We start from the raw sequence: 20654 nt of genomic DNA on the forward strand, positions 1-20654 counted from the left end.
ACTCAAAAACCAACAATGGCATTTAATGGGCAGAAATCAGACTGTTGAAAAAAAAGATTTGCCATCACCGTGTAAATTAATTATCAGTTTTAATTTACTTACTAATCCCAAAGCGTCAGGACTTTTGGACTATCTTAGTTTGTGTTTTATGTATTAACTTTAGTGCTTAACCACAGTAACTAATCTTGTACGACAGCCTCAAGTGGACATCACGCCAACTTTAAACAGTATGATAAAAATTAAAACAGCACTAGTTTTACTGATATTTGGAGTAAACCTTCAAGTTTGTATCTCTCAAGATATTAATTTTTCAACACTTGATAATTATTTTATTGAGAATGTTGATAACGGAAAAATAGCGGGTGCAATCACCTTAATTGCAAAGAGTGACGAAATTCTACATTTAAAATCTTACGGATACAGTGATATTGAAAACGCTGTTTCAATAAACACTGAAACACTAATTCCGATTGCCTCCATGACAAAGATTATGACTACAATCGCTATCCTACAACTTTATGAGAAAGGTGAGTTTTTGTTGGATGATCCAATTGAGAACTATATTCCGGAATTCAAGAAAGTAAGAGTCCTGACCAAGCCTGACTCTTCCTCTTCCGAAGCGTTGACCATAAAACCGACAATTCGGGACTTCTTACGTCATACTTCTGGGATAGTTTATAGTGATGGAGAGAGCTACACCGACAAACTATATCTAAAGGCTGGTTTTAGACAATGGAATAAACCTCTTGAAGACTTTATATCCGCAATAACCGAAATTCCTCTTGCGTTCCAACCAAATAAAAAATGGAATTATGGGTACTCCCATGATGTTTTGGGCTTTTTAGTTGAAAAAGTGACTGGAACACCTTTGAACCAGTATTTCAAAAGCACTATTTTCAACCCCTTAAACATGAAAAACACAGATTTTTATGTCCCCAAAAACAAATCGAATAAGCTTTCAAACTTATACAGATACGAAAAAGGTAAATTAATTGTTGAAGACCATCGAGATTCTTCAATTTATAATACACTTCCAAGCGCAATATCGGGAGGTGGCGGATGGTGGAGTCCTTATGGAGGGGTGGTTACATCAATCGATGATTTTTATATCTTGGCAAAGATGTTACTTAACTTCGGGAGTTATAATAACACTGCGATTCTTAAGCCCGAAACGGTAAGATTAATGATTGCAAATCAAATTGGAGGTTTGGACGCTTATGGAAATAAATACGGATTGGGGGTTGGTGTTGAAATAACGGACAACGGCGATACAAAAGAGATATTTTGGGCGGGTGGTCCATATAATTCTTACTTTTGGATTGATTATGAAAAAGAAATAATTGGAATCATGTATACAAACACAGCTCCACTCGGACATTTAGGAATGATGAATACCTATAAAGAATTAGCAGAAGATGCATTAAATAACTAAACAGCGGCGACTAACATGGTGTATTAGAAATGATAGGAAAAGTCTTATAGCCCATTCAAATTGAGGAGCAACTTGAATGGGCGAATGCTACGAAATTTATCACTACTCTTTCAGCTTAGCCTTACCTGCAAGCTGAAAAATCTAGCCTAATACTTAATACTATGAAATGAAAATTAAGGCATATATAAAGCAGGCTTATCCGTTTTATTATGAAGACTATAAAAAAGTTTTTATACTTCTTTTTGGTGTGGCCATTATAAGCTTTCTGTTTAGCTATTTGTTTGAGCCATTTGATGTTAACCAGGCTGAGCAGAAAATAAGCAGTTTATGGATTGTAATAGTGCATGCGTTTATGCCGATACCCATTGCTATAGCTTATCTCATTATACTAAATAAAACAGTAAAGGATACAAGTCAGTGGACGATAGGCAAGGAATTTTTACAGCTAGCACTTCTGCTCTTTTTAATTGGTCTTTCCAGTTTTTTCCTTCGGGATTTTATTTATACGAATCCCGATAACTGGTCATTTCGGTATTTGTGGGAGGAAATTCGGAACACTTTTTTGGTAGGCAGCTTAATTTTAATGATCATTTTACCTCTAAACCTTGAACGATTATTGAATAGTAACTTTAACTTTTTAAAACAAATAGGGACTCCATCATCAATTATAATGAGCAGCAACTCTGTACACATAGTTACACCCATCCCTGGAGAGCAATTTGAAATAAACATGGAGACATTTCTTTTTGCAAAAGTAGAGAGTAACTATATCGAAATTGTTTACAGCAGTGTGACCGGATTTGGAAAATTGTTAAAGCGAATGACTTTAAAAGAATTTGAAGAACAGTTAAACCCCTTTCCTTATGTGTTTAAAGTGCATCGCTCTTACCTTGTAAATCTTCAGACTATTAAATCTATTTCAGGCAATGCTCAAGGTTATGTGCTTCGCTTAAAAAACTTTTCTGAAGCTACTATTCCAGTATCCCGATCTAAGATTCAAGAATTTAATCGTGTTTTTACTAATTGCAATAAAAAGTAGGTTTGTATTTCGTCACTTTGGGTTGTCATTTGTCACTTAGCCTAAGCCATCATTGACATTGTTTTTATATTTGCCATCAAAAAAACAAGATCAATGGATACTACAACAAGAAGATACGATTTAGATTGGTTACGTGTTATTGCCATTTTAGCTGTTTATTTCCATCACCTAGGTATGCCTTTTAATGGCGACGATTTTCACATTATGAATTCAGAATCTAGTAAGTTATTGGACGACATTATGGTCTATTTTGAACAATTTAGACTGCCGTTACTCTTTTTAATATCTGGCACTGGAACCGTCCTTGCTTTTTCTAAAAGGACTTGGAAGCAATTTTCTAAAGAGCGCACAGGCAGACTTTTAATTCCACTCATTTTTGGTATACTATTTATTGTGCCACCACAAACTTATTTTCAATACATCAATGAATATAGCTCTTACTGGCAGCTATACAAGAGCGGAAGATTTGAAACAAACCACCTTTGGTTTATAGAAAATCTTTTTATTATTTCTTTACTTGTGATTCCACTAATTATTTTTCTTAAATCTCAAAAGTCTCAAGGTTTTAAGACTTGGTTTGAAAGAATATCTTCTCATAAAATGGGTCTATTGTTAGGGGGATTACCCTTAATAATTTTAACAATAATCCTTAAAAGGTATTACCCGACTGACTCATCTTCTCTAACCAATCTTTCGGAAACCTTCTTTTATACCTACTTCTTTATTACAGGAATTTTATTTGCGAGCTCACAACTGTTCTGGGAAAACCTAAAAAAATACAGACGCTTTCACCTTATTGTTTTTACAATTAGTACTGTATTGTTTTACGGTTATTATTTCGTGCCCAATGGTTCTATTGAACCCTATTTAAGCACTTCCGTTCGTTGGGATATTTGGTATGGCTTATGTTGTTTGTTGGGATGGTGCTTTGTTTTGACCTTGTTGGGATATGTACAAGTTTATCTCAACAAACCTAGTCTTTGGCTCAAAAGGATGAACGAGGCAATTTACCCATTTTATATATTACATCAGACAGTACTAGTAATTTTTGGATACTATATTATTCAGCTGAATGTAAATATCCCTCTTAAAATGATACTGCTTTTTATAAGCTCATTTTTGGTCATTGTACTCTTATATCGTTTATTCATTTATCCTTTTAAAGTTACTCGAGTGCTCTTTGGAATGAAAAAGAAGAATGAAAAACGCAAAAACATCACAGCTATTAGAACAAAGAAATTAGTCTAATTAAAAAACTCATTGTCAATGGTTTGTACTAATGCAAATCACAATTAAAAAAGCCAGCAGGTAACACCGTATAAAATTAATTGCTGGTTTTTGTTAATTTACGAATCCCGAAGCGTAGGGACTCACAGATTTTCTTGGTTAGTTTTTATTTACTAAATTATTCGCTTAAAACACGCAACTAACTTTATACAAACCCATTGCCTGCAATTTAAAAAAACAATTAATGAATAGTAAAACAATCTTTTTAGTAGGAGTAATTGGTGTAATTTTATTTGTAATTAGCTGTGTTATCGGTGGGCTTTTAATCGATAATTATAGCATAACTGGTCAATATATTAGCGAAACTTATGCAATAGATACTGAATACGGAATCGTATTAAGAGTCTTTGGGCATATTCCAAGTGGAATTTTATTTACAATTTTTAGCATTCTTGGATACAAGTATTTTCCTTATTCTAATTTAACTAAAATCGGGTTTTATGGACTTGGTCTATTCTATGGTATCGGAACTATTGTGGTTTCAATATTTCCATGCGATAGTGGTTGTAATACCGAATTTATCGACCCAAGTATTTCACAAGTGATTCATAATTTAGCAGCTTTATTAATATATACTTTTGTACCTATCAGTATTATCCTAACTGGTATTGGATTAAAGAAATTCTCAAATTATAGAAGCCTTTCAATTATAGCTTTAGTTCTAGGAGTACTAAGTATTCTGTTTGTCTATATATTGATTTCCGAACTCAATCCAGAATTTGTAGGTCTTTATCAACGAATTATTGAGTCTTTGATTTTAATTTGGATAATTGCTTGTGCTTTAAAAATAAAAAGAACATCAGGTAACAAAGAACTGAGGTAAAAAATAACTCTTTTCTACTTTAATTTGAAACACTAGCAGTCTAGGCTCATGAATTCATAAAACTGATTCTTTGAGCTTTTTAAATTTATTTTTCTCTATTTATTAAGGCAAAACAAAAACCTAACTTTTATCATATGGCCTGCCTGATTTTGAGATGGTAAAACAGTGCTTGAGTAGCTTGATGACCAAGGCGATTAAGGCTAGCTTTTTACTCTTGCCTTTGTTAACAATCTAGTAATAATAGGTGTATTCTCTCTTTTAGGAACCGACTTATCAAGCATCTCGATTATTGATTTTTTACTACTGTCGTTGACAATGCTTTCGGTTGGATTTGTAGAAGAGTTTATTTTTAGAGGTATTCTTCAATCTGTATTTTTAAAGCACAAGCAATTTTATTAAAGACCAATAAGTTAATCTCTTTGGCTATACTACATGGTCTTATCAATACCATCTTTAGCATCAACACATTATTAGACGATAGTGCAGTAATCGGAGAAATTGAACAGCAAGATATCGGATAGGTTCTATGGTGGTGGTTTTGCCATTATTTATTGCTGGTTTATGTATCTTACGTGAAATTAACATTGGAAGTATTCAAGAAAAGTAGTTCTATCTAACAAGAATAAAATATTGTAATGCGATGAATTTAAAAGAAAAACTATCAGAAATTACAGACTATTATGCTCCTAAAATAGTAGGCGAAGTAAATGACGTTTTCATCAAATTAGTGAAGATAAATGGTAACAAAGTACCTTGGCACATTCATGAAAATGAAGACGAATTATTCTATGTTCTAAGTGGAAGTCTTCTTTTTGAAGTTGAAAATCGCGAGCCTTTTACGATGAACAATGGAGATCTATTCATAGTTAAGCGAGGACTAAATCATCGGATTAGTTCTAAAGGGGAATGTCACATAATGCTCGTTGAAAATAAAATGACCCTGCACACTGGAGGAACGGTTAATGAAATAACAAAGTCTATTAAAGAACAAAGACTATCTTAAATGAATATCACATAGGTATTTCCAAGATGATGGAATGCCTATCAAGCAGTAATGAAAGGATTTATTGACCGTACATTTTTACCAGGAATAACCTTCCAACCTTTCGAAGGAAAAGTAACACCAAAAAAATTATTGAAAGGAAAAACGGCAAGAATCATTATAACTCCTGATACCCCTAAATGGTATGACTCCTTATTTGTGAAAAGACTAGCTATCCATCAATTCCAAAAAAGAACCTTAGAGTTTTGTAAAATCAATCCTATTGAAGTGACCTATATTTCACCTATTAACGAGTTCAAATGTCTGTTATAAAAAGAATTGGTTAGAGGAAATAGCAGCCTTAGGTGATACATTAAAGTAACTACTGCAAACACAACATTAAATCATTTGCTTTCAAACCAACATCTATAATTAGTACCTCAAAACTTTCTATCTGGTTATTTAGGAATTACAAAGCGCCATTTACATCGTACAAAAAAGTCGATATCGAATGAGACAAATGTCCTTTCTAAGGAATTTCACTCTACCGTTCTTTGTGAAAAAATAAAAACATACTAAAAGTAAAAATAGTACTGTTATAATAAAAATTGGCTCTAGTTTAGGTCTGCGTTGATATTAAGTTTTCATATCTAGATTCGATTTGATTATACCGTTTCAATGTACCTAGAGCAATTGTTTCTTCCACAAAGGCGTTGGCTCTATCGCTTCTAGACTTTATATTTTCCTTTATTCGATACCAATTCATATATTGTTGTAGATATTTTGTTGATACTCCCCAAAAGGTATTTTCAATCCATTTTTTAACTCTATTGTGAGTAGAATTAACGTGTTGTATGTGATACTTTCCTTTTACTCTTTCTCCTTTTGATGCATTTACGATGTGGAACTCTGTTTCGCTATCTTTGGCAAACCCTTTATAACTGTGATGGGCATCGCTACACAATATGGTTATATCCTTTATAACACGTTTACCGATAGCATTTTCTATATCTACTTTTCCTATTCGACCGAGTTTAGCCACGCTAAGGTCTAATGTTGATTTTCTATCCTGTGTTACAATTACCGCAACTTGATCTTTACTTATACCTCTCTTTTTAGACTTACCGCCTCTTTTTCTTGATTCCCTATCTTTTACCTCCATACCTTTTTCTGATCTTAGGAAAAAGGTTTCGTCACTCTCTGTAATACCTGTAAAGTTGTCTTGGTCATCGTCATTTTTAGTATCGAATGAAGCTAATATCTTATGACGCCAATCAAAGGCTGTCTTTTTATTGATGCCTAATTCTGAACTTATTTTATCTAAACTTTTTTCTTGAACCATAAGACTTAAATAAGATGAAATCATATCCTTTCTTTGAAGTCCCGCCATCCAAGTGCCAGTATATTCAGTAAAGCTTCTATTGCAAGACTTGCACTTATAGCGCTGCGAGCCTTTGTCAACTCCAAAACGAACATATTTTTCATGTAAACAATGTGGGCATCCGCCCATTTTATTATCTAAAATATGGCGACGGGAAGCCCGCTCAACCAATTGATTATGCTCAAGTGAATCTGTAATATCCTTTAACAGATTATCACGATCTAGAGTGGATAGTGATAGTATTTCCTCTTTTAGATTATCTATGTTCATAATCTAAATATACATATAATAGCTGTATTAAACTAGAGCCTAAAAATTTAAATAACTAATTTTAAGGAGTATTAAAAACAGGCAGCGATGAAATTAAAAATTAGTGTGTCACTTCTTATTTTAGGTACCCAAACTATTTTTTGGGGTCAGAACCTTGAGATTAAACCCTACGAATTTATTTCAAAAGCTCAGGATACCGTACAAGCAGAATTAGGGACTTTTAAAGTTATAGAAGACCGAGCAAATGGGGGTGAAGATTCTATCCAACTTTCTTTCGTCCGATTTAAAAGCACCAATCCGAATCCGAAAAGTCCCATTATATATCTGTCGGGTGGGCCTGGCGGTTCCGGAACTGGAACTGCTAAAAGGGGAAGGTTTAAACTTTTTATGAAACTTCGCGAAGTAGCAGATGTGATTGCTTTTGACCAACGTGGCACTGGAAAGTCTGTAAGACTTCCCAATTGTCCTTACTCCGCAGAATTTGAACTCTCTAAACCAACTTACAAAAAAGAATACATCGACAAAACAACAGCTAACATTTCGAAATGCTTAGACTATTGGAATACTAAAAATATAAACCTAAAGGCATACAATACAAGCGAAAGTGCAAAAGACTTGGATGATTTGCGAAAAGCTTTAGATACTGATAAAATTTCACTTTGGGGAATTAGCTATGGTTCACATCTCGCATTTGAATATATCAGGTTGTTCGAGAAAAACATAGACAAAATGGTTCTTGCAAGTTTGGAAGGCCCAAATGAAACGATAAAATTACCAAAGAACACCGAACATTTCGTTTTCCAAATTGCAGAAAATGCAGAAGATAATTATGGTCCTGAACTTAACTATAAAGACTTAAAATCAAAAATTATAGCTGTTCACAATAGACTTAAAGAAAGTCCTGTTACAAGTCCATATAAAAACAGGAGTGGCGGAATCGACACCATTGGTATTTCAAACTTCGAATTACAATTGGCAATCGCAACTTTCTATCTTAAAAATCCAGCCGATAGTAAAAAACTGCCGAAAATATATACCCAAATGTATCAGGGTAACTTTTCAGAAATAGCATCGGATGTTATGGTAATAAAAAAATATGTTCTCAACCGGATCCGCCCAATGGCTTTTGCTATGGATATGCAAAGTGGTATTTCAGATGACCGTCGTAGAAAAGTCAGCGAACAAATAGATGAATCCATTTTAGGTAGTTCGATAAACTTTTTACTCTTCGAATGGATGACGCATAGTAATTTTCCACAACTGCCCAATGAATTTAGAGAAATGGCAGACAACCAAGTTGATGCCTTGCTTTTGAGTGGAACATTAGACGGTCGAACATATGTAAATGCGGGAATTGACATAGCCAAAAAATTTAAGAACGGGCAACACGTGACTATTGTAAATGCTGGACACGATTTGTATATGCAATCACCCCTGATAGGTGATTTAGTCGTAGACTTTTTAAAAGGTGAGGATTTAAATTTCAAAAAAATAGAGTTAGCACCAACAGTATCAGAATAAAACTATGCCTAAAAACTAAGCATATAAGGTGTGGATAAACTAGTGCACGCAACAATTTACTTGCAAGCTAAAAAAAATACAAATGAATTACGATTACATTATTACGGGTTCAGGCTTTGCAGGATTGAGCCTACTTTATAGAATTTTAAAAGACCCCGTTTTACAAACTAAAAAAGTCCTGGTCCTAGATAAAACCGAAAAAAAGACAAATGATAGGACTTGGTGTTATTGGGAAAAAGGCAAAGGACTGTTTGAACCCATAGTGACTCACGAATGGAAAGAGCTTGAGTTTTTAACTTCAAATCTAACGAGGAGGTTCAAATTGGACCAGTACAGTTACAAAATGATTAAAGGTATTGATTTTTATAATCATGTTTTAAACTTTAGCCAAGCCTTTGAAAACGTGACTTTTAAATATGAAACTGTGAAGCAAATTCAAATCGAAAATGATATTGCTTTTGTAGAAACTGAAAATGCTACATACGCTGCCGAATATATTTTTAATTCTACGACCCTTTTTAATCCTAAAATAAATACACAGAATTCTCTCTTACAACATTTTGAAGGCTGGATAATTAAAACAAAAAAACCATCCTTTAATAGTAAGATTGGCACGCTGATGGACTTTAGACTAAACCAAGAGCATGGTACAACTTTTATGTATGTTCTGCCAACCTCAGCGAAAGAGGCTTTGGTAGAGTATACCTTATTTAGCGAAAAAGTACTAGACAAGGAACGCTATAAAGTAGCATTAGAAAATTATATAAAAGACGATCTGAAAATTGAAGACTATGAAATTACGCACAAAGAGTTTGGAATTATACCCATGTCTTTAGCTGATTTTTCAAGAAGTCCAAATTCTGAAAAAAGAATTATCAATATAGGAACCGCTGGCGGATATACAAAAGCAAGCAGCGGTTATACGTTTCAGTTTATTCAAAAAAACACAAAGGAAATCCTAAACAATCTACGAAAGGGTAAGCCTCCAAATCCAAAGATTACTTTTCGAGACCACAGGTTTCATTGGTACGACCGAACCTTGTTAGAAGTAATTATCTCTGGAAAGATGACGGGAAAAGAAATATTCTCAATACTATTCAAAAAAATACAACCAGAGAAAATTTTGGGTTTTTTGGCCAATGAAAGTACTCTTAAAGACGACATTAAACTAATGAATTGCTTACCGAAAACACCCTTTCTGATAGCTGGATTCAAACAATTAATATAGCAGATACAAAAAAACTAATGCCAAATTATATTTATAATGCCGTATTAATAAATTGAATTATACTACTATTTTAGGCTCGTCAATTCAAAAATTAGAGTCTATGAGCTTTTTTATCAATGATTTTTAATTACTTCACTCGCCATATAAAAACACGGGCATTCTCATAGGGTCTGCCAGATTTGGCTATAACAAAACGTTGATTGAGTAACTTTTTCGAGATTGATATCAAGACCAATTTCTTAGGCTTATTACTATTTATGATTCGATCACATACACTTATACAAGCCTCATTATGTTTAGAGGAATTAAATGAGCATAAGAGATCCCTCAGCTTGCTGTAACCAACTTTACTTAAGCGACTAATACCAATTTAATTTTTAAACATAATATTAAAAATTTGAATTATACTATGACGTAGCTCAACGCAGATTTATAATTAGTTGATGAAAAATAGATAAGCATAGCACTAGTTACGCTTCTATTTTATAACGATTAATAAGTGAAGAAGAAGCTGATTTTATCCGACATTTGAATGCTAAATTGGTATTAAAAGTAAAGTTCAATTCTGGATAGGCAGCATTAAAAAAATCGTCTGATTTTAGGCTAGCATCTCTATCACTGTTTTTTGTGTTGATAGAATTTGTTTGTGTTGTAAAACTGATGTCTGAATCATTAAAGTTTTCTGTTTCAGTTTCAACGGTAGACTTAAAATGTTCAAAGTGACCTGTAACCGTTGAAATCATCATATGCTTTACTCTAAAACCGATTTCAGAATACGTTGGGTCAATGTTCCATTTTATTTATCAAAGTCAAACAAAAGAAATAAAAAGACTAGACCCCGACTCCCTCCAACACTACCAAACCCCTTTAAAAACAAAGATTATCACCTATTATATCAAATTATATTTATAATGCCGTATGAATAAATTGAATTATTTTTTGATTGATTGATTGAAATCAAAAATAACTAGCATAGCCTTAGCTACGGTAATTATTTTTGATGAAAAGCAGACGAAAAAGAAACGATTTATTGCGTCATTATAGGTCTAATTTGGTATTATATCGGTAAAAAGATCTCAGTTTTCGTACACATCATCAAATTATTCGCTCATCAGCTTTATAAGCGCCACGTCGGTGTAATATCCACTGTGCTTCATCTAACGGATTTACCCCTTTATATTCTCGAATAGCCCCTTCGCCTTTAGGACAGGTATCATATCCATAAAACTGTAATTTAAGACGTAGCTTACCACTTGTAATGGCATTTAATTTGATACTAAAATCTAATGATGTTGCCACAGGGATGGTTCCTCTTAAGCGAAATGTGTCATCAACAAATTGCGGAGTCTCAAAATTCGCTCTTCGTGTACTTAGCTCAGATACTATTTTTCCTAATAAGGCTTCGTTTGCTTTTATTTCAAAGCTCAATATAGGTTCTAATAAATGTGTTCCACCAATTTTTAATCCCTGCATAATTCCCATTGGAGTTGCTAAATTAAAATCACCCGGTCTAGAATGCACATTATGGTCTTCTCCTTTTATTAAAGTGATTTTCACATCGGTAACTTCCCATCCTAAAATTCCCTGTACCAAAGCTTTTGGAATGCTGCGTTCAATTTCATTCTGATATTTAATGTGCACGTCGTTTTGTGAAACGATAGAACGATATCTAACTCCAGAATTTAATGGCGCAGGCTCTATTAAAAAAGTCATGATAGCCCAACAAGGTTTAGGCATCCAATACCTGATGTATCCTTCTGCTTTTGAACTGATGGTTTCTTTGTATACGACTTCAGGATCTGTAAAACTTGCTTTTATTGAAAACCGTGTATTTAAAACGTACTCTAATATTTCAATTTGCATTTGCCCCATGAGCAATAATTGCAACTCTTTTTCAGCCTTAAACCATTTGAAACTTAAAGAAGGATCTTCTCTATCTAATTGCTGAAGCGCTTCTGCTAAGGCATTATAATCGGTATTATTATCTGGAATTACCTGAACTGTAAGAACGGGAATATGGAGCTGAGGTAATTTAGGAATTCCCTCAGGATTTCCTATAACATCACCAGATTTTGTTCCTAAAACACCTGTTATTACTCCTATATTACCAGCGGTTAAAATAACATTGTCAGTGTATTTTGTGTGATGTAATTGTTTGGTTTGATTTATTTTCGATTCTAACTGCTGTGTATGATTGTAAATAGTAGATTTAGAAGATAGTTCTCCAGAAAAAACTTTTACATGAGCCATAGTGCCATAAATTTTATGGTGTTCTAACTTAAAAACAAATGCAGAAAGTTCTTTTGTAGTCGTTGTTTTAGAAGTTGGACAGTAGTCAATTATTCCATCCATCAATTCGGTTACTCCAATATTTTTTTTTGCGATTCCTGTATAAACAGGAGTAATCATATTGTCAATGGTTAATCTGCGAATACGCTGTAAATAGTCGTCATCAGTAATAGATTCAGAGTTCAAAAAACGCTCCAACAAATGCTCTTCACACTCTAAAAGATGCTCAATTGTTTTCTCTTTAATTTCAGTATGAGTCGAAGTATTAAAAACAGAAGTGATTGCTGCATTTGTTAATCCCTCATTTTCAGATGAAAATAGCACTACAGGCTTTGCTTTTAAATCGTGTTCTAATTGTGCAATTGTGGTTTCTGCATCCGCCCCTTGGCGATCAATCTTATTGATAAAAATGAGTGTTGGAATTTGCAATTCTTTTAAAGAATCCCAAATATTCAACGTGTGTGCTTGCACGCCTTCAACTGCTGAAACTACTAATACAGCAGTATCAACTATACATAAGACACGTTCTACTTCACTTGAAAAATCAACGTGACCAGGCGTATCTATTAGATTGATTTTGACTCCCTTCCATTCAAACGAAGTAGTTGCAGCTTTTATAGAAATGCCACGTTCTTTTTCTATATCCAAACTGTCTGTACGTGTTGAACCTTTATCTACACTACCCAGTATTTTAATGGCGCCAGAGTTGTATAAAAATTGCTCTGTAAGTGTTGTTTTACCAGCATCTACGTGAGCTAAAATTCCGATGTTAATCGTTGGTTTTTTCATTCTTTGGGCTGATCTTATAAAACGTTCTTAATAAAAGTATCACGTAGCGTTACAAAATTAATGTATTAAAAAGCGTGATGTCATAGTGCTCGTTTTTCTTTTTAATAGTCATTATAAAAAAACACAATTGATATTTCTCATCATCTTGCCTGAGCAAGATGATGAGAATAAAGCTGATTATATCTATTCAACTTTTAAAAAAACAATCAAAAAATAACTGGCTAATCTTTATATTTTTTCCATTTTTAAAAAGAAAAAGAATGACTCCTTTATAAATCCCAATTTAGTGAATACAAAATCAACTAGAAAATCTGCAAGGATTTCCGAAAGTGGAATAGGTCTAGCAATTAATCTATACGGTGTTGACAACCGCTTATATTTCTTTGGAATTCGTAAACCTCCTAAAGTCGATTTCATAAATTTTTTACTCCTAGGGGAAAGTTGACGAAAATGTTATTAAAAAAATGCAACGAGAACTTATACCAAATTATATTTATAATGCCGTATGAATAAATTGAATTATACTACGACGTAGCTCAGCACAGGTTTTTTGATTGATTGATTGATTGAAATCAAAAATAACTAGCATAGCCTTAGCTACGGTAATTATTTTTGATGAAAAGCAGGCGAAAAAAGCCTGTGCCGAATTCGTATCGGTAAAACAATTTATTGCGTCATTATAGGTTTAATTTGGTATTATTTAGACATACGCGTTTTGAAGAGTTCTAAAAGTGAGTTTTAGGGTCTTTCTTTTAATCATTTTTAAAGGTTCTTTTACTAATAGAATTTCAGTTTCAAATAGTGCCGTGTAGAACTTTTCTCATATCAGATAAGGTAGATGCCATACTCCCTTCAGCATTAACAACCTTTGTGAAAAATTGATAATCTAAATAGGTGGTCACATCTCTATCTTTATGGTAAGGTGGTGCTGAATTTGGAATGCTTTGCGAAATAGGTTTTATCATAAGAAAATTAGTTTTTGGGTTGACCACCATCCATCATTCCAACAAGGTCCCTATCAAAAAAGTAATGTTCAGTTTTGTCATTACCTATTATGGTTAGTTTATCGAGATGTTTGCGTGTAGTGGTCTTTTCTTCGAGCTTTTTAGTGACATACCTCTGCATAAATTAGTCACATCATAATCCTTATTTTCAAGACATTCAAAGATAATTTTTATTGTTTTGTTCCGAAAAAATATTTCACTTTTTAAGAATTTTTCGATAAGCGAGTATACTGACTCAAATACTGATAAAGGCACTTCCAAAGCGGGTACTATCATCTTACCGCTGCGCTCGTTAATGAACTTTACAAGTTTAGTCATGTGTAAACGTTCCTCCTCCGATTGAGCATAAAAAAATCTGCTATTTCTCCATAATCTTTTGTATCCGCCCAAGAAGCCATAGCCAGATAATGCATGGAGGCTTGTACGTCGTATTTAATCTGGTCGTTAAGTACATTTTCTATTGATGTTGTTATAGTTGTAAGATTCAGTTAACAATGATATAATGATGTGGTTAAACGAATTAATCACAAATATTTATTTAGAATCATTATAAATTATTATTTAGAATCATTATTAATAACTATTTTTGTGGAAAAAAACGAAATGATTATATACGAAACTACTGCAAAAGAAGCTGTTAATATCATAAAATCAGGCGATCGTGTTTTTATTCATACTGCTGCAGCGGCTCCCGCACAACTCATTCAAGCGATGACGGATAGGCATGATGAGCTGGAAAATGTAGAAATTATCTCTGCACATACTGAGGGTGAAGTACCCTATGCAGATGATGCTTATGCCAGAAGTTTTAGTATCAATTGTTTCTTCGTAGGACATAATATGAGGGCGCATGTGCAGAGAGGACGTGCTCACTATATACCTATTTTCCTGAGTGAAATTCCTGAACTTTTTAGGAGTAGAAAAATGCCCATTGATGTAGCTTTAGTTACAGTATCTGTTCCCAATGATAAGGGCTTTTGCTCTTTAGGCTGCTCGGTAGATATTTCTGATGCAGCTATTGATACGGCTCGTTATGTCATCGCTCAGATTAATCCAAATATGCCTTTTGTACATGGTAATGGTATTATTCATTTAAGTCGCATACACGCTTGTGTACATGTAGATGAACCCCTATTTGAAATGAAAATTAATACTATAACGGATACAGAAAAAAGTATAGGTAAACATATTGCAGGTTTAGTTGAAGACGGTGCTACGTTACAAATGGGTATCGGAGGAATCCCAAACGCTGCACTGTCTTATCTAACTAATCATAAAAACTTAGGCGTTCATACAGAAATGTGTTCTGACGGTATTATCGATCTTGTAGAAACAGGTATTATTAATGGTAGTAAGAAAGTGACAGAACCTGGTAAAGTAGTTTCTGGTTTTGCTTTTGGAACAAAACGTATTTATAATTTTATTGATAAAAACCCAATAGTAAACCTGAAGGATGTTGGTTATGTAAATGATACGCGTACCATACGCCAAAATCCGAAAGTCACCTCCATAAATAGTGCCATAGAAATCGATTTATATGGCCAGGTATGTGCCGATTCCATAGGGACAAAGCATTACTCCGGAGTAGGAGGTCAAATGGATTTCATCCGTGGTGCGACACTTTCAAAAGGTGGAAAAGCAATTCTTGCCTTACCCTCACGTACCTCTAAGGATATTCCACGTATAGTCCCAACGTTGAAAATGGGTGCTTCTGTAGTGACTACGAGAGCACACGTGCAGTATATAGTGACAGAATTTGGTATAGCCTCCTTATACGCAAAAAACTTAAAAGAACGAGCTAGAGCTATGATCAGCATTGCACATCCTAATGATCGTGAATTTCTATGCAGAGAAGTATATAAAAATTCAAAAATTATGGTGTAATGCTTCTATTATTCACAATAATGCACCATTTAGAACAGAATCATTAATCTTAATTGTTCTGTTACAACACTAATGAATAGTTCGCTTTCGCTAAAGAATATCAAGAAGAATAAAAATTTTAAAAATTGACCACTAAAAAAATACGTATATCTATGAAAATAAATAGCAAAGATTTAAATAAGCTCTACAGCAACGATATAGGAATTATATTTAAATGGAAAGGTGCCTCTGAAGGACACCCCTATCACGATAAAATTAATTTTGTATTCAATGAGACTGGATTACATTTTGATCTCGCAGAACTATACATTTTCCAGCAAGATGTTGAAAATGCACTGAGGAGGCCTCTACAATGTGGGTGTGAATATCCGAAAGAATGCAGATCAATACTTCTAGAAACACCCTTTTCTCAGCTTAGCTTCGCTATGAGTTATAATGAATTGATATTGATGAAAGAACTCATTGAAGGGAGTTTGTTTCAAATAGAATTATCAGATATACTTCTGAATATTCTAGAATAAACCATCACTATATTTGGAACAACGTATCCTCATTTTCATCGGTGTGCTATCTCTTATTTCAAACACCATCACCGTCTTAATGGCCTACAATTTTCCAGGAAACATTAAAGAATTAGAAAATCTAATTGAGCGGGCTGTTATTGTGGAAAGTGGCACAACATTGAGCCCAGGACGTTGGATGCCAAAAACTGATGTTTTAACTCATACGGATGATTTTAAATCATTTGAAGCGTTGCAACGCGATTATATTATTGACGTTTTAAACTATACTAATTGGCGTGTTAGCGGACATAAAGGAGCCGCTACTATTCTTAATATAAAAGATAAAACGCTTTTTGCCAAAATGAAACGTTTAGGTATTAAGAAACAAATTTCACTGAAAAGTAGTCGATGGGCAACTAAATAATTTGGCTTAAAAGTTCAAATAAAGTGAAGAGAGTAAAACTTAAAATTTCTAGAGTTTAAGTTTTGAGAGATAGCCGATTGCATTAATAAGAGATGTTTAAAGTTATTCTTATTAAAACAATAAAAAAATTACTAGATTTATACTTAAAATAAGATGGAAATAACACAACTTGATTTGTTATCAATATGTTGGCAACAAGCTAAAAAAATAATCTAACTGAATGGAATTTGACCGAACGGGAATAATATTATACACGCTTAAATACAAAAAGTGCGTCGAATTTTATGAAAATATACTTGGACTAAAAACAATGTTCGAAAGCGAAAATTTAACATGTTTTGAGTTTGGACAAGCATATTTAATGGTAGAATTGGATGATATATCTGATGGACAAAAAACTGGACTAGAGCGGACAAAAACATGTTTACGTATGAATGTGTCAAGCGTGAAAATAATTGCGGAAAAATTGATTTCGAAAAATATAGAAGTTGATTATCAAGAGCATTCATGGGGAACAATTGCTAAAATTTTAGACCCTGACGGTAATTTATGCGCTTTTAAGGACAGCAAAATGTTCGAACAACAAATTTCGTCTCATAAGCAAATGGACTAATCAGAGCGTAAAAAAAGCCTACTTACAACAAAACCTATAAGTAATGCGGGCTAAGGTGCTAAATCGATAGGTTTGCGTATTTTTATGAGGTCGCAAAATCTTTAGAATTTTACTTTAGACATAAAATATAAATTAAACAAAAAGCTTTTGCTACTGGCTGTGGGGGAATGGGAATTGCTTCTCTGCTCCCGCACTAATTATAGCTTAGGCGATGGCAATAGTTAGATTACAACTGTGAATGTAGAAAATCAGCAGTTTCTTTCAATCCTCTATTTCTTAGTATATCCAAGACTTGGAACTCATCTAAATCTGGGTTTCTTCTGTTTAATACCAATTCCCTAAAAGCTTTGACTGCCTGTTCTGGATTTAAATCTATAATATCAGTTAAAAAATCATCAGCTGTTTTTGCTGTTAATCCGAAAGAAGCTAAATAATCTTTTGGAAAGTGCTTTATGTTGTTTGTGACAATAACATTTGCGTTTGTCTTAATTGCAGCTGCAAGAACGTGCCTATCTTTTGGGTCTGGTAATTTCAAACTACTAATTAAACCTGAATAATTATTAACTAAAGCATCTGGAAAAGCGTCATTTGCTCTTTTTGCTCTTTTATTGGCTTCCTCTTCACTTACATCTTTTCTTGCCATTACATCTTTCCATTCATCAAAAATATGTTCGCTCCATTTTGGAGTAAACATATCATAATATGCAAACCAAAATAGTAAATCCCTAATCTCAATCGGATAAATTACATTGGTATCTAAAACGCATTTAAATCTTACACTATGAATCATAAATTCCTAATTCTTCGTCCGACTTCATTATATCAATAATATTTTGTTTCTGAATTTTCTTCATTCTATTTTTATATCTCATAACATCTTCTAACTTAACCCTTCTATGCTTACCAACTTTAGTATATTCTATTTGACCATCTTCAAGTAGCTTAACTAAATGAGGTCTTGAGCAACCAATGATTTCGGCAGCTTTTTGGGTTGTAACTTCGGTTGCAACAGGAACTAATGAAAATGGTTTTCCTTGACTCATTGCTTTTAATATTTCACCCAAGAATTTTAAAGCGCTTAAAGGAATTTTAATTCTCTCATGAGTTTCCTCAATCTCAATCTCTGGATTTTCTGACTTCAATTGTTCAATTACAGAAGCCAAAGCATCATAGGATTCTATTGCTACCTTTTGCTCATCTTTCGAAGGCTTATTGAATTTTCTATAAGTTTCCATTGTCCCTGTTTTAGTTTATTCTGCACAATATTAAACGAAATAAACGAAATAACCTTACAGTCTGGTGATAAATTTTTTAAATAAGTATTGCCAATAACTAAGCATATGGCTTGCCGATAGGCGAACACTTCGACAGGCAGGCTCAGTGGAGTACGCTATATGATTTGTTGACTGATCCGGGATTGCTGGTAAGGGGGAATTCGATGAGTTGGCAGGAACCTTACAAGAGGAGAAGGTTGTTTTTAGAGTGCTTTGCATCCCTTTTTATTCAGTTGCTTATCTAAATAAGGCACTTTTTAGAGAAATCATGCTTTTTTTGTGTGAGAATCTGCTGTTTTTTATCATTTTCCTTCAGTTTAGGCACTAGTAAGTCAAGGCTCTTTTTAGAACCGTTTTTAATGTTTGTATTCCAGTTTATCCTTTATAATTTTTTTGTAATCCCTGGGCGGTCCACGACTGTCAAAAGTGAAAAGTGTGATTAAGGTCTTCTTTTTACAACTCGGATAACAGCGATGTAAGGACTTCTCTTGAGTGGCAAAGGTTATTATGTGTACCAAGTTTTTATCTCTTAATTGCAATTGTAATAGCGAATTTCTCTTTTTTCCAACTGCTGCTCAAAAACTCATAATGCCTTATTCGAGTAAAGCCTTTGGAAAGAATATGGAGTTGAAAACGCCGTATAAATTCTTTAGTGGAGAGTTATAGTGTGGTTTTTTTAATAATCTTACAGCAATCATTACTCGGCGGACTACTAAGCAAATTTTGCATTTATTTTTACAACATCTCAACGAGGACATAACTTTAGGCTATCCGTTCTTAACGGTTAAATACCTTTAAATGATTAAAAAAGTAGTTTTTTAAAGTCTATTTTAACTAATTTAGTTGATTAAGGCATGATTAATTTATGACTAAAAATAACGAAAGCAGCTAAAGTTCAGACTATGTATCGCAAAGCTTTAAAAACACTAACGGTAAGCCTTGGAGCACCCCACACACTTTACGTCATAGTTTTTCAACACCCTTATGGAACGAGGAACAAGCTTAAGACATATTCTGGCTGCTTTAAGTCATAATAGCTTCAAAGCGACAGAAATTTATACTCGAGTTTTAGTGATGAATACAAAGCCCATTGGATATTATGTGTGAAAGTGTTAGATTAGATGAAAATAAAACAACGTCCTAAATAGATATATACCCTATAATGAAGATTTGAATGGGGTTTATACGGATGTTACCACACATTTGAGAAAAATCGTAATCATATTGATATTAGTGAGTTTGTTTTATAATTGTAAAACTGACAATACTAAAGTGGAACAGAAAAATGCGGAATTTTATTATCCACGAATTACGAATTTTGAGAAAGACTCGACTCTGACAAAAATTTATTTGGATTCTATCAAAGATTATGGCGAACTGATTAAAATAGCGGATAGAATTGCTTGCAATGGAAAACTACCTGTTCTGAAATTTAGTTCTGACAAAAACGACTTCAATCTTTTAGTTTTTAAAATGTGTTCAGAATCGAATATTATAGCAGATTATTCAGGGAAAAATGTAATCTCAATCGAAAATAATACAGTAATCATAAATGACCAAATTGAAAAGCCTTTCGATAGTTTAAAAACTGTTTTACGAAATCATATCCTAAATCCCCAAAAGCAATCTGACTATTCTCAAAATATAAACAAAGCTTTAATTTTCTATTATCAAGATAGTCTATTTGGAAAAGAAGAAATCAAAAAACAACTTATAAAAATAACAACTGAATTTAACGAGCTGAATCGGAAAAACGGCAATAGCCTTCCATTGAAAATTAAGTTAAGTGATTATCCATACATCCGAATTGAAATGCCGATACCACCACCACCGAATGAAAAATAAAAAACGTGTGGTAATAACTAAGCATATGGCTTGCCGATAGGCCAAAGCTATATGATTTGTTGACTG

At 33.4% G+C, this 20654-nt stretch carries 22 protein-coding genes and 2 pseudogenes; 13 read left to right on the forward strand and 11 right to left on the reverse strand.

From position 1 onward, the window contains the following. The first annotated feature begins 229 nt into the window (after positions 1–229). The 4 genes from P700755_RS06495 (at position 230) to P700755_RS06510 (ending at position 4581) form a co-directional block, all read left to right on the forward strand. The gene (locus P700755_RS06495; protein ID WP_015023931.1) at positions 230–1432 is read left to right on the forward strand and encodes a serine hydrolase domain-containing protein; all 1203 of its coding nucleotides are present in this window, start codon (positions 230–232) and stop codon (positions 1430–1432) included. Positions 1433–1598: 166 nt separating this feature from the next. After that, positions 1599–2471 (forward strand): LytR/AlgR family response regulator transcription factor, encoded by an 873-nt coding sequence (locus P700755_RS06500; protein WP_015023932.1) that lies wholly within the window; start codon positions 1599–1601, stop codon positions 2469–2471. A 93-nt stretch (positions 2472–2564) separates the two neighbouring features. Beyond that, on the forward strand, positions 2565–3719 hold the full coding sequence (locus tag P700755_RS06505; RefSeq protein ID WP_015023933.1) for an acyltransferase family protein: 1155 nt from the start codon (positions 2565–2567) through the stop codon (positions 3717–3719). A 223-nt stretch (positions 3720–3942) separates the two neighbouring features. Next, positions 3943–4581, forward strand: a complete 639-nt coding sequence (locus tag P700755_RS06510; protein WP_015023934.1) for a DUF998 domain-containing protein — start codon at positions 3943–3945, stop codon at positions 4579–4581. Between the two features lie 120 nt (positions 4582–4701). Here P700755_RS06510 and P700755_RS20605 read toward each other — a convergent pair. After that, positions 4702–4812 (reverse strand): annotated as a pseudogene (locus P700755_RS20605) (IS110 family transposase); the annotation flags it as partial. A 409-nt stretch (positions 4813–5221) separates the two neighbouring features. Here P700755_RS20605 and P700755_RS06515 point away from each other — a divergent pair. Both P700755_RS06515 and P700755_RS06520 read left to right on the forward strand, forming a co-directional pair. After that, on the forward strand, positions 5222–5584 hold the full coding sequence (locus P700755_RS06515) for a cupin domain-containing protein (protein ID WP_015023935.1): 363 nt from the start codon (positions 5222–5224) through the stop codon (positions 5582–5584). A gap of 51 nt (positions 5585–5635) precedes the next feature. Beyond that, on the forward strand, positions 5636–5896 hold the full coding sequence (locus P700755_RS06520; RefSeq protein ID WP_051007940.1) for an NAD(P)H-dependent oxidoreductase: 261 nt from the start codon (positions 5636–5638) through the stop codon (positions 5894–5896). Positions 5897–6182: 286 nt separating this feature from the next. Here P700755_RS06520 and P700755_RS06525 read toward each other — a convergent pair whose 3' ends face one another. Further along, entirely contained in the window at positions 6183–7214 is a 1032-nt protein-coding gene (locus tag P700755_RS06525; protein ID WP_015022784.1) for an IS1595-like element ISPto1 family transposase, read from the reverse strand. A gap of 87 nt (positions 7215–7301) precedes the next feature. Here P700755_RS06525 and P700755_RS06530 point away from each other — a divergent pair, with 87 nt between their 5' ends. Next, complete coding sequence (locus P700755_RS06530; RefSeq protein WP_015023936.1) at positions 7302–8735, forward strand: alpha/beta hydrolase; 1434 nt, start codon at positions 7302–7304, stop codon at positions 8733–8735. An 82-nt stretch (positions 8736–8817) separates the two neighbouring features. Next, a complete protein-coding gene (locus P700755_RS06535) occupies positions 8818–9963 on the forward strand; it encodes a lycopene cyclase family protein (RefSeq protein WP_015023937.1) in 1146 nt (381 codons plus the stop codon). A gap of 470 nt (positions 9964–10433) precedes the next feature. Here the strand turns inward: P700755_RS06535 and P700755_RS06540 are convergent, their stop codons facing one another. The 6 genes from P700755_RS06540 to P700755_RS21230 all read right to left on the reverse strand — a co-directional run bounded on the left by P700755_RS06540 (position 10434) and on the right by P700755_RS21230 (position 14363). Beyond that, positions 10434–10763 carry a YceI family protein gene (locus tag P700755_RS06540; protein ID WP_083858481.1) on the reverse strand — a complete coding sequence of 110 codons (330 nt, stop codon included), beginning with the start codon at positions 10761–10763 and terminating at the stop codon, positions 10434–10436. Positions 10764–11058: 295 nt separating this feature from the next. Further along, positions 11059–13041: a GTP-binding protein gene (locus P700755_RS06545; RefSeq protein ID WP_015023938.1), complete on the reverse strand. Its 1983-nt coding sequence runs from the start codon at positions 13039–13041 to the stop codon at positions 11059–11061. A gap of 228 nt (positions 13042–13269) precedes the next feature. Beyond that, a complete protein-coding gene (locus P700755_RS06550) occupies positions 13270–13458 on the reverse strand; it encodes a hypothetical protein (RefSeq protein WP_015023940.1) in 189 nt (62 codons plus the stop codon). A gap of 377 nt (positions 13459–13835) precedes the next feature. After that, positions 13836–14006 carry a hypothetical protein gene (locus tag P700755_RS06555; protein ID WP_015023941.1) on the reverse strand — a complete coding sequence of 57 codons (171 nt, stop codon included), beginning with the start codon at positions 14004–14006 and terminating at the stop codon, positions 13836–13838. 7 nt (positions 14007–14013) lie between these two features. Then, positions 14014–14166 (reverse strand): ferritin family protein, encoded by a 153-nt coding sequence (locus P700755_RS20250; RefSeq protein WP_169314454.1) that lies wholly within the window; start codon positions 14164–14166, stop codon positions 14014–14016. Then, entirely contained in the window at positions 14100–14363 is a 264-nt protein-coding gene (locus P700755_RS21230) for a hypothetical protein (protein ID WP_083858482.1), read from the reverse strand. The genes P700755_RS20250 and P700755_RS21230 overlap by 67 nt, the downstream gene beginning before the upstream one ends. Before the next feature lie 285 nt (positions 14364–14648). Between P700755_RS21230 and P700755_RS06565 the strand changes: the two genes are divergently transcribed. The 4 genes from P700755_RS06565 (at position 14649) to P700755_RS06580 (ending at position 17469) form a co-directional block, all read left to right on the forward strand. Further along, positions 14649–15929: an acetyl-CoA hydrolase/transferase family protein gene (locus tag P700755_RS06565; protein ID WP_015023942.1), complete on the forward strand. Its 1281-nt coding sequence runs from the start codon at positions 14649–14651 to the stop codon at positions 15927–15929. Positions 15930–16081: 152 nt separating this feature from the next. Further along, complete coding sequence (locus P700755_RS06570; RefSeq protein WP_015023943.1) at positions 16082–16450, forward strand: hypothetical protein; 369 nt, start codon at positions 16082–16084, stop codon at positions 16448–16450. Between the two features lie 13 nt (positions 16451–16463). Continuing rightward, positions 16464–16856, forward strand: coding sequence for an AAA-type ATPase lid domain-containing protein (locus P700755_RS06575; RefSeq protein ID WP_157609259.1), 393 nt, complete (start codon positions 16464–16466; stop codon positions 16854–16856). A 220-nt stretch (positions 16857–17076) separates the two neighbouring features. Beyond that, positions 17077–17469 (forward strand): VOC family protein, encoded by a 393-nt coding sequence (locus P700755_RS06580; RefSeq protein ID WP_015023944.1) that lies wholly within the window; start codon positions 17077–17079, stop codon positions 17467–17469. Positions 17470–17695: 226 nt separating this feature from the next. On the opposite strand, the gene P700755_RS06585 is transcribed toward P700755_RS06580, so the two are convergent. The 3 genes and pseudogenes from P700755_RS06585 to P700755_RS21235 form a co-directional block, all read right to left on the reverse strand. Next, the gene (locus P700755_RS06585; protein ID WP_015023945.1) at positions 17696–18259 is read right to left on the reverse strand and encodes a PIN domain-containing protein; all 564 of its coding nucleotides are present in this window, start codon (positions 18257–18259) and stop codon (positions 17696–17698) included. Continuing rightward, entirely contained in the window at positions 18249–18704 is a 456-nt protein-coding gene (locus P700755_RS06590) for an excisionase family DNA-binding protein (RefSeq protein WP_015023946.1), read from the reverse strand. The genes P700755_RS06585 and P700755_RS06590 overlap by 11 nt, the downstream gene beginning before the upstream one ends. A gap of 395 nt (positions 18705–19099) precedes the next feature. Then, positions 19100–19403: pseudogene (locus P700755_RS21235) on the reverse strand (transposase); the annotation flags it as partial. A gap of 690 nt (positions 19404–20093) precedes the next feature. Between P700755_RS21235 and P700755_RS06595 the strand changes: the two are divergent. Next, positions 20094–20588: a hypothetical protein gene (locus P700755_RS06595; RefSeq protein WP_157609260.1), complete on the forward strand. Its 495-nt coding sequence runs from the start codon at positions 20094–20096 to the stop codon at positions 20586–20588. The last annotated feature ends 66 nt before the right edge of the window (positions 20589–20654 follow it).

Origin of the sequence: Psychroflexus torquis ATCC 700755, assembly GCF_000153485.2 — a bacterium.
GTDB classification, from domain to species: Bacteria; Bacteroidota; Bacteroidia; order Flavobacteriales; family Flavobacteriaceae; genus Psychroflexus; species Psychroflexus torquis.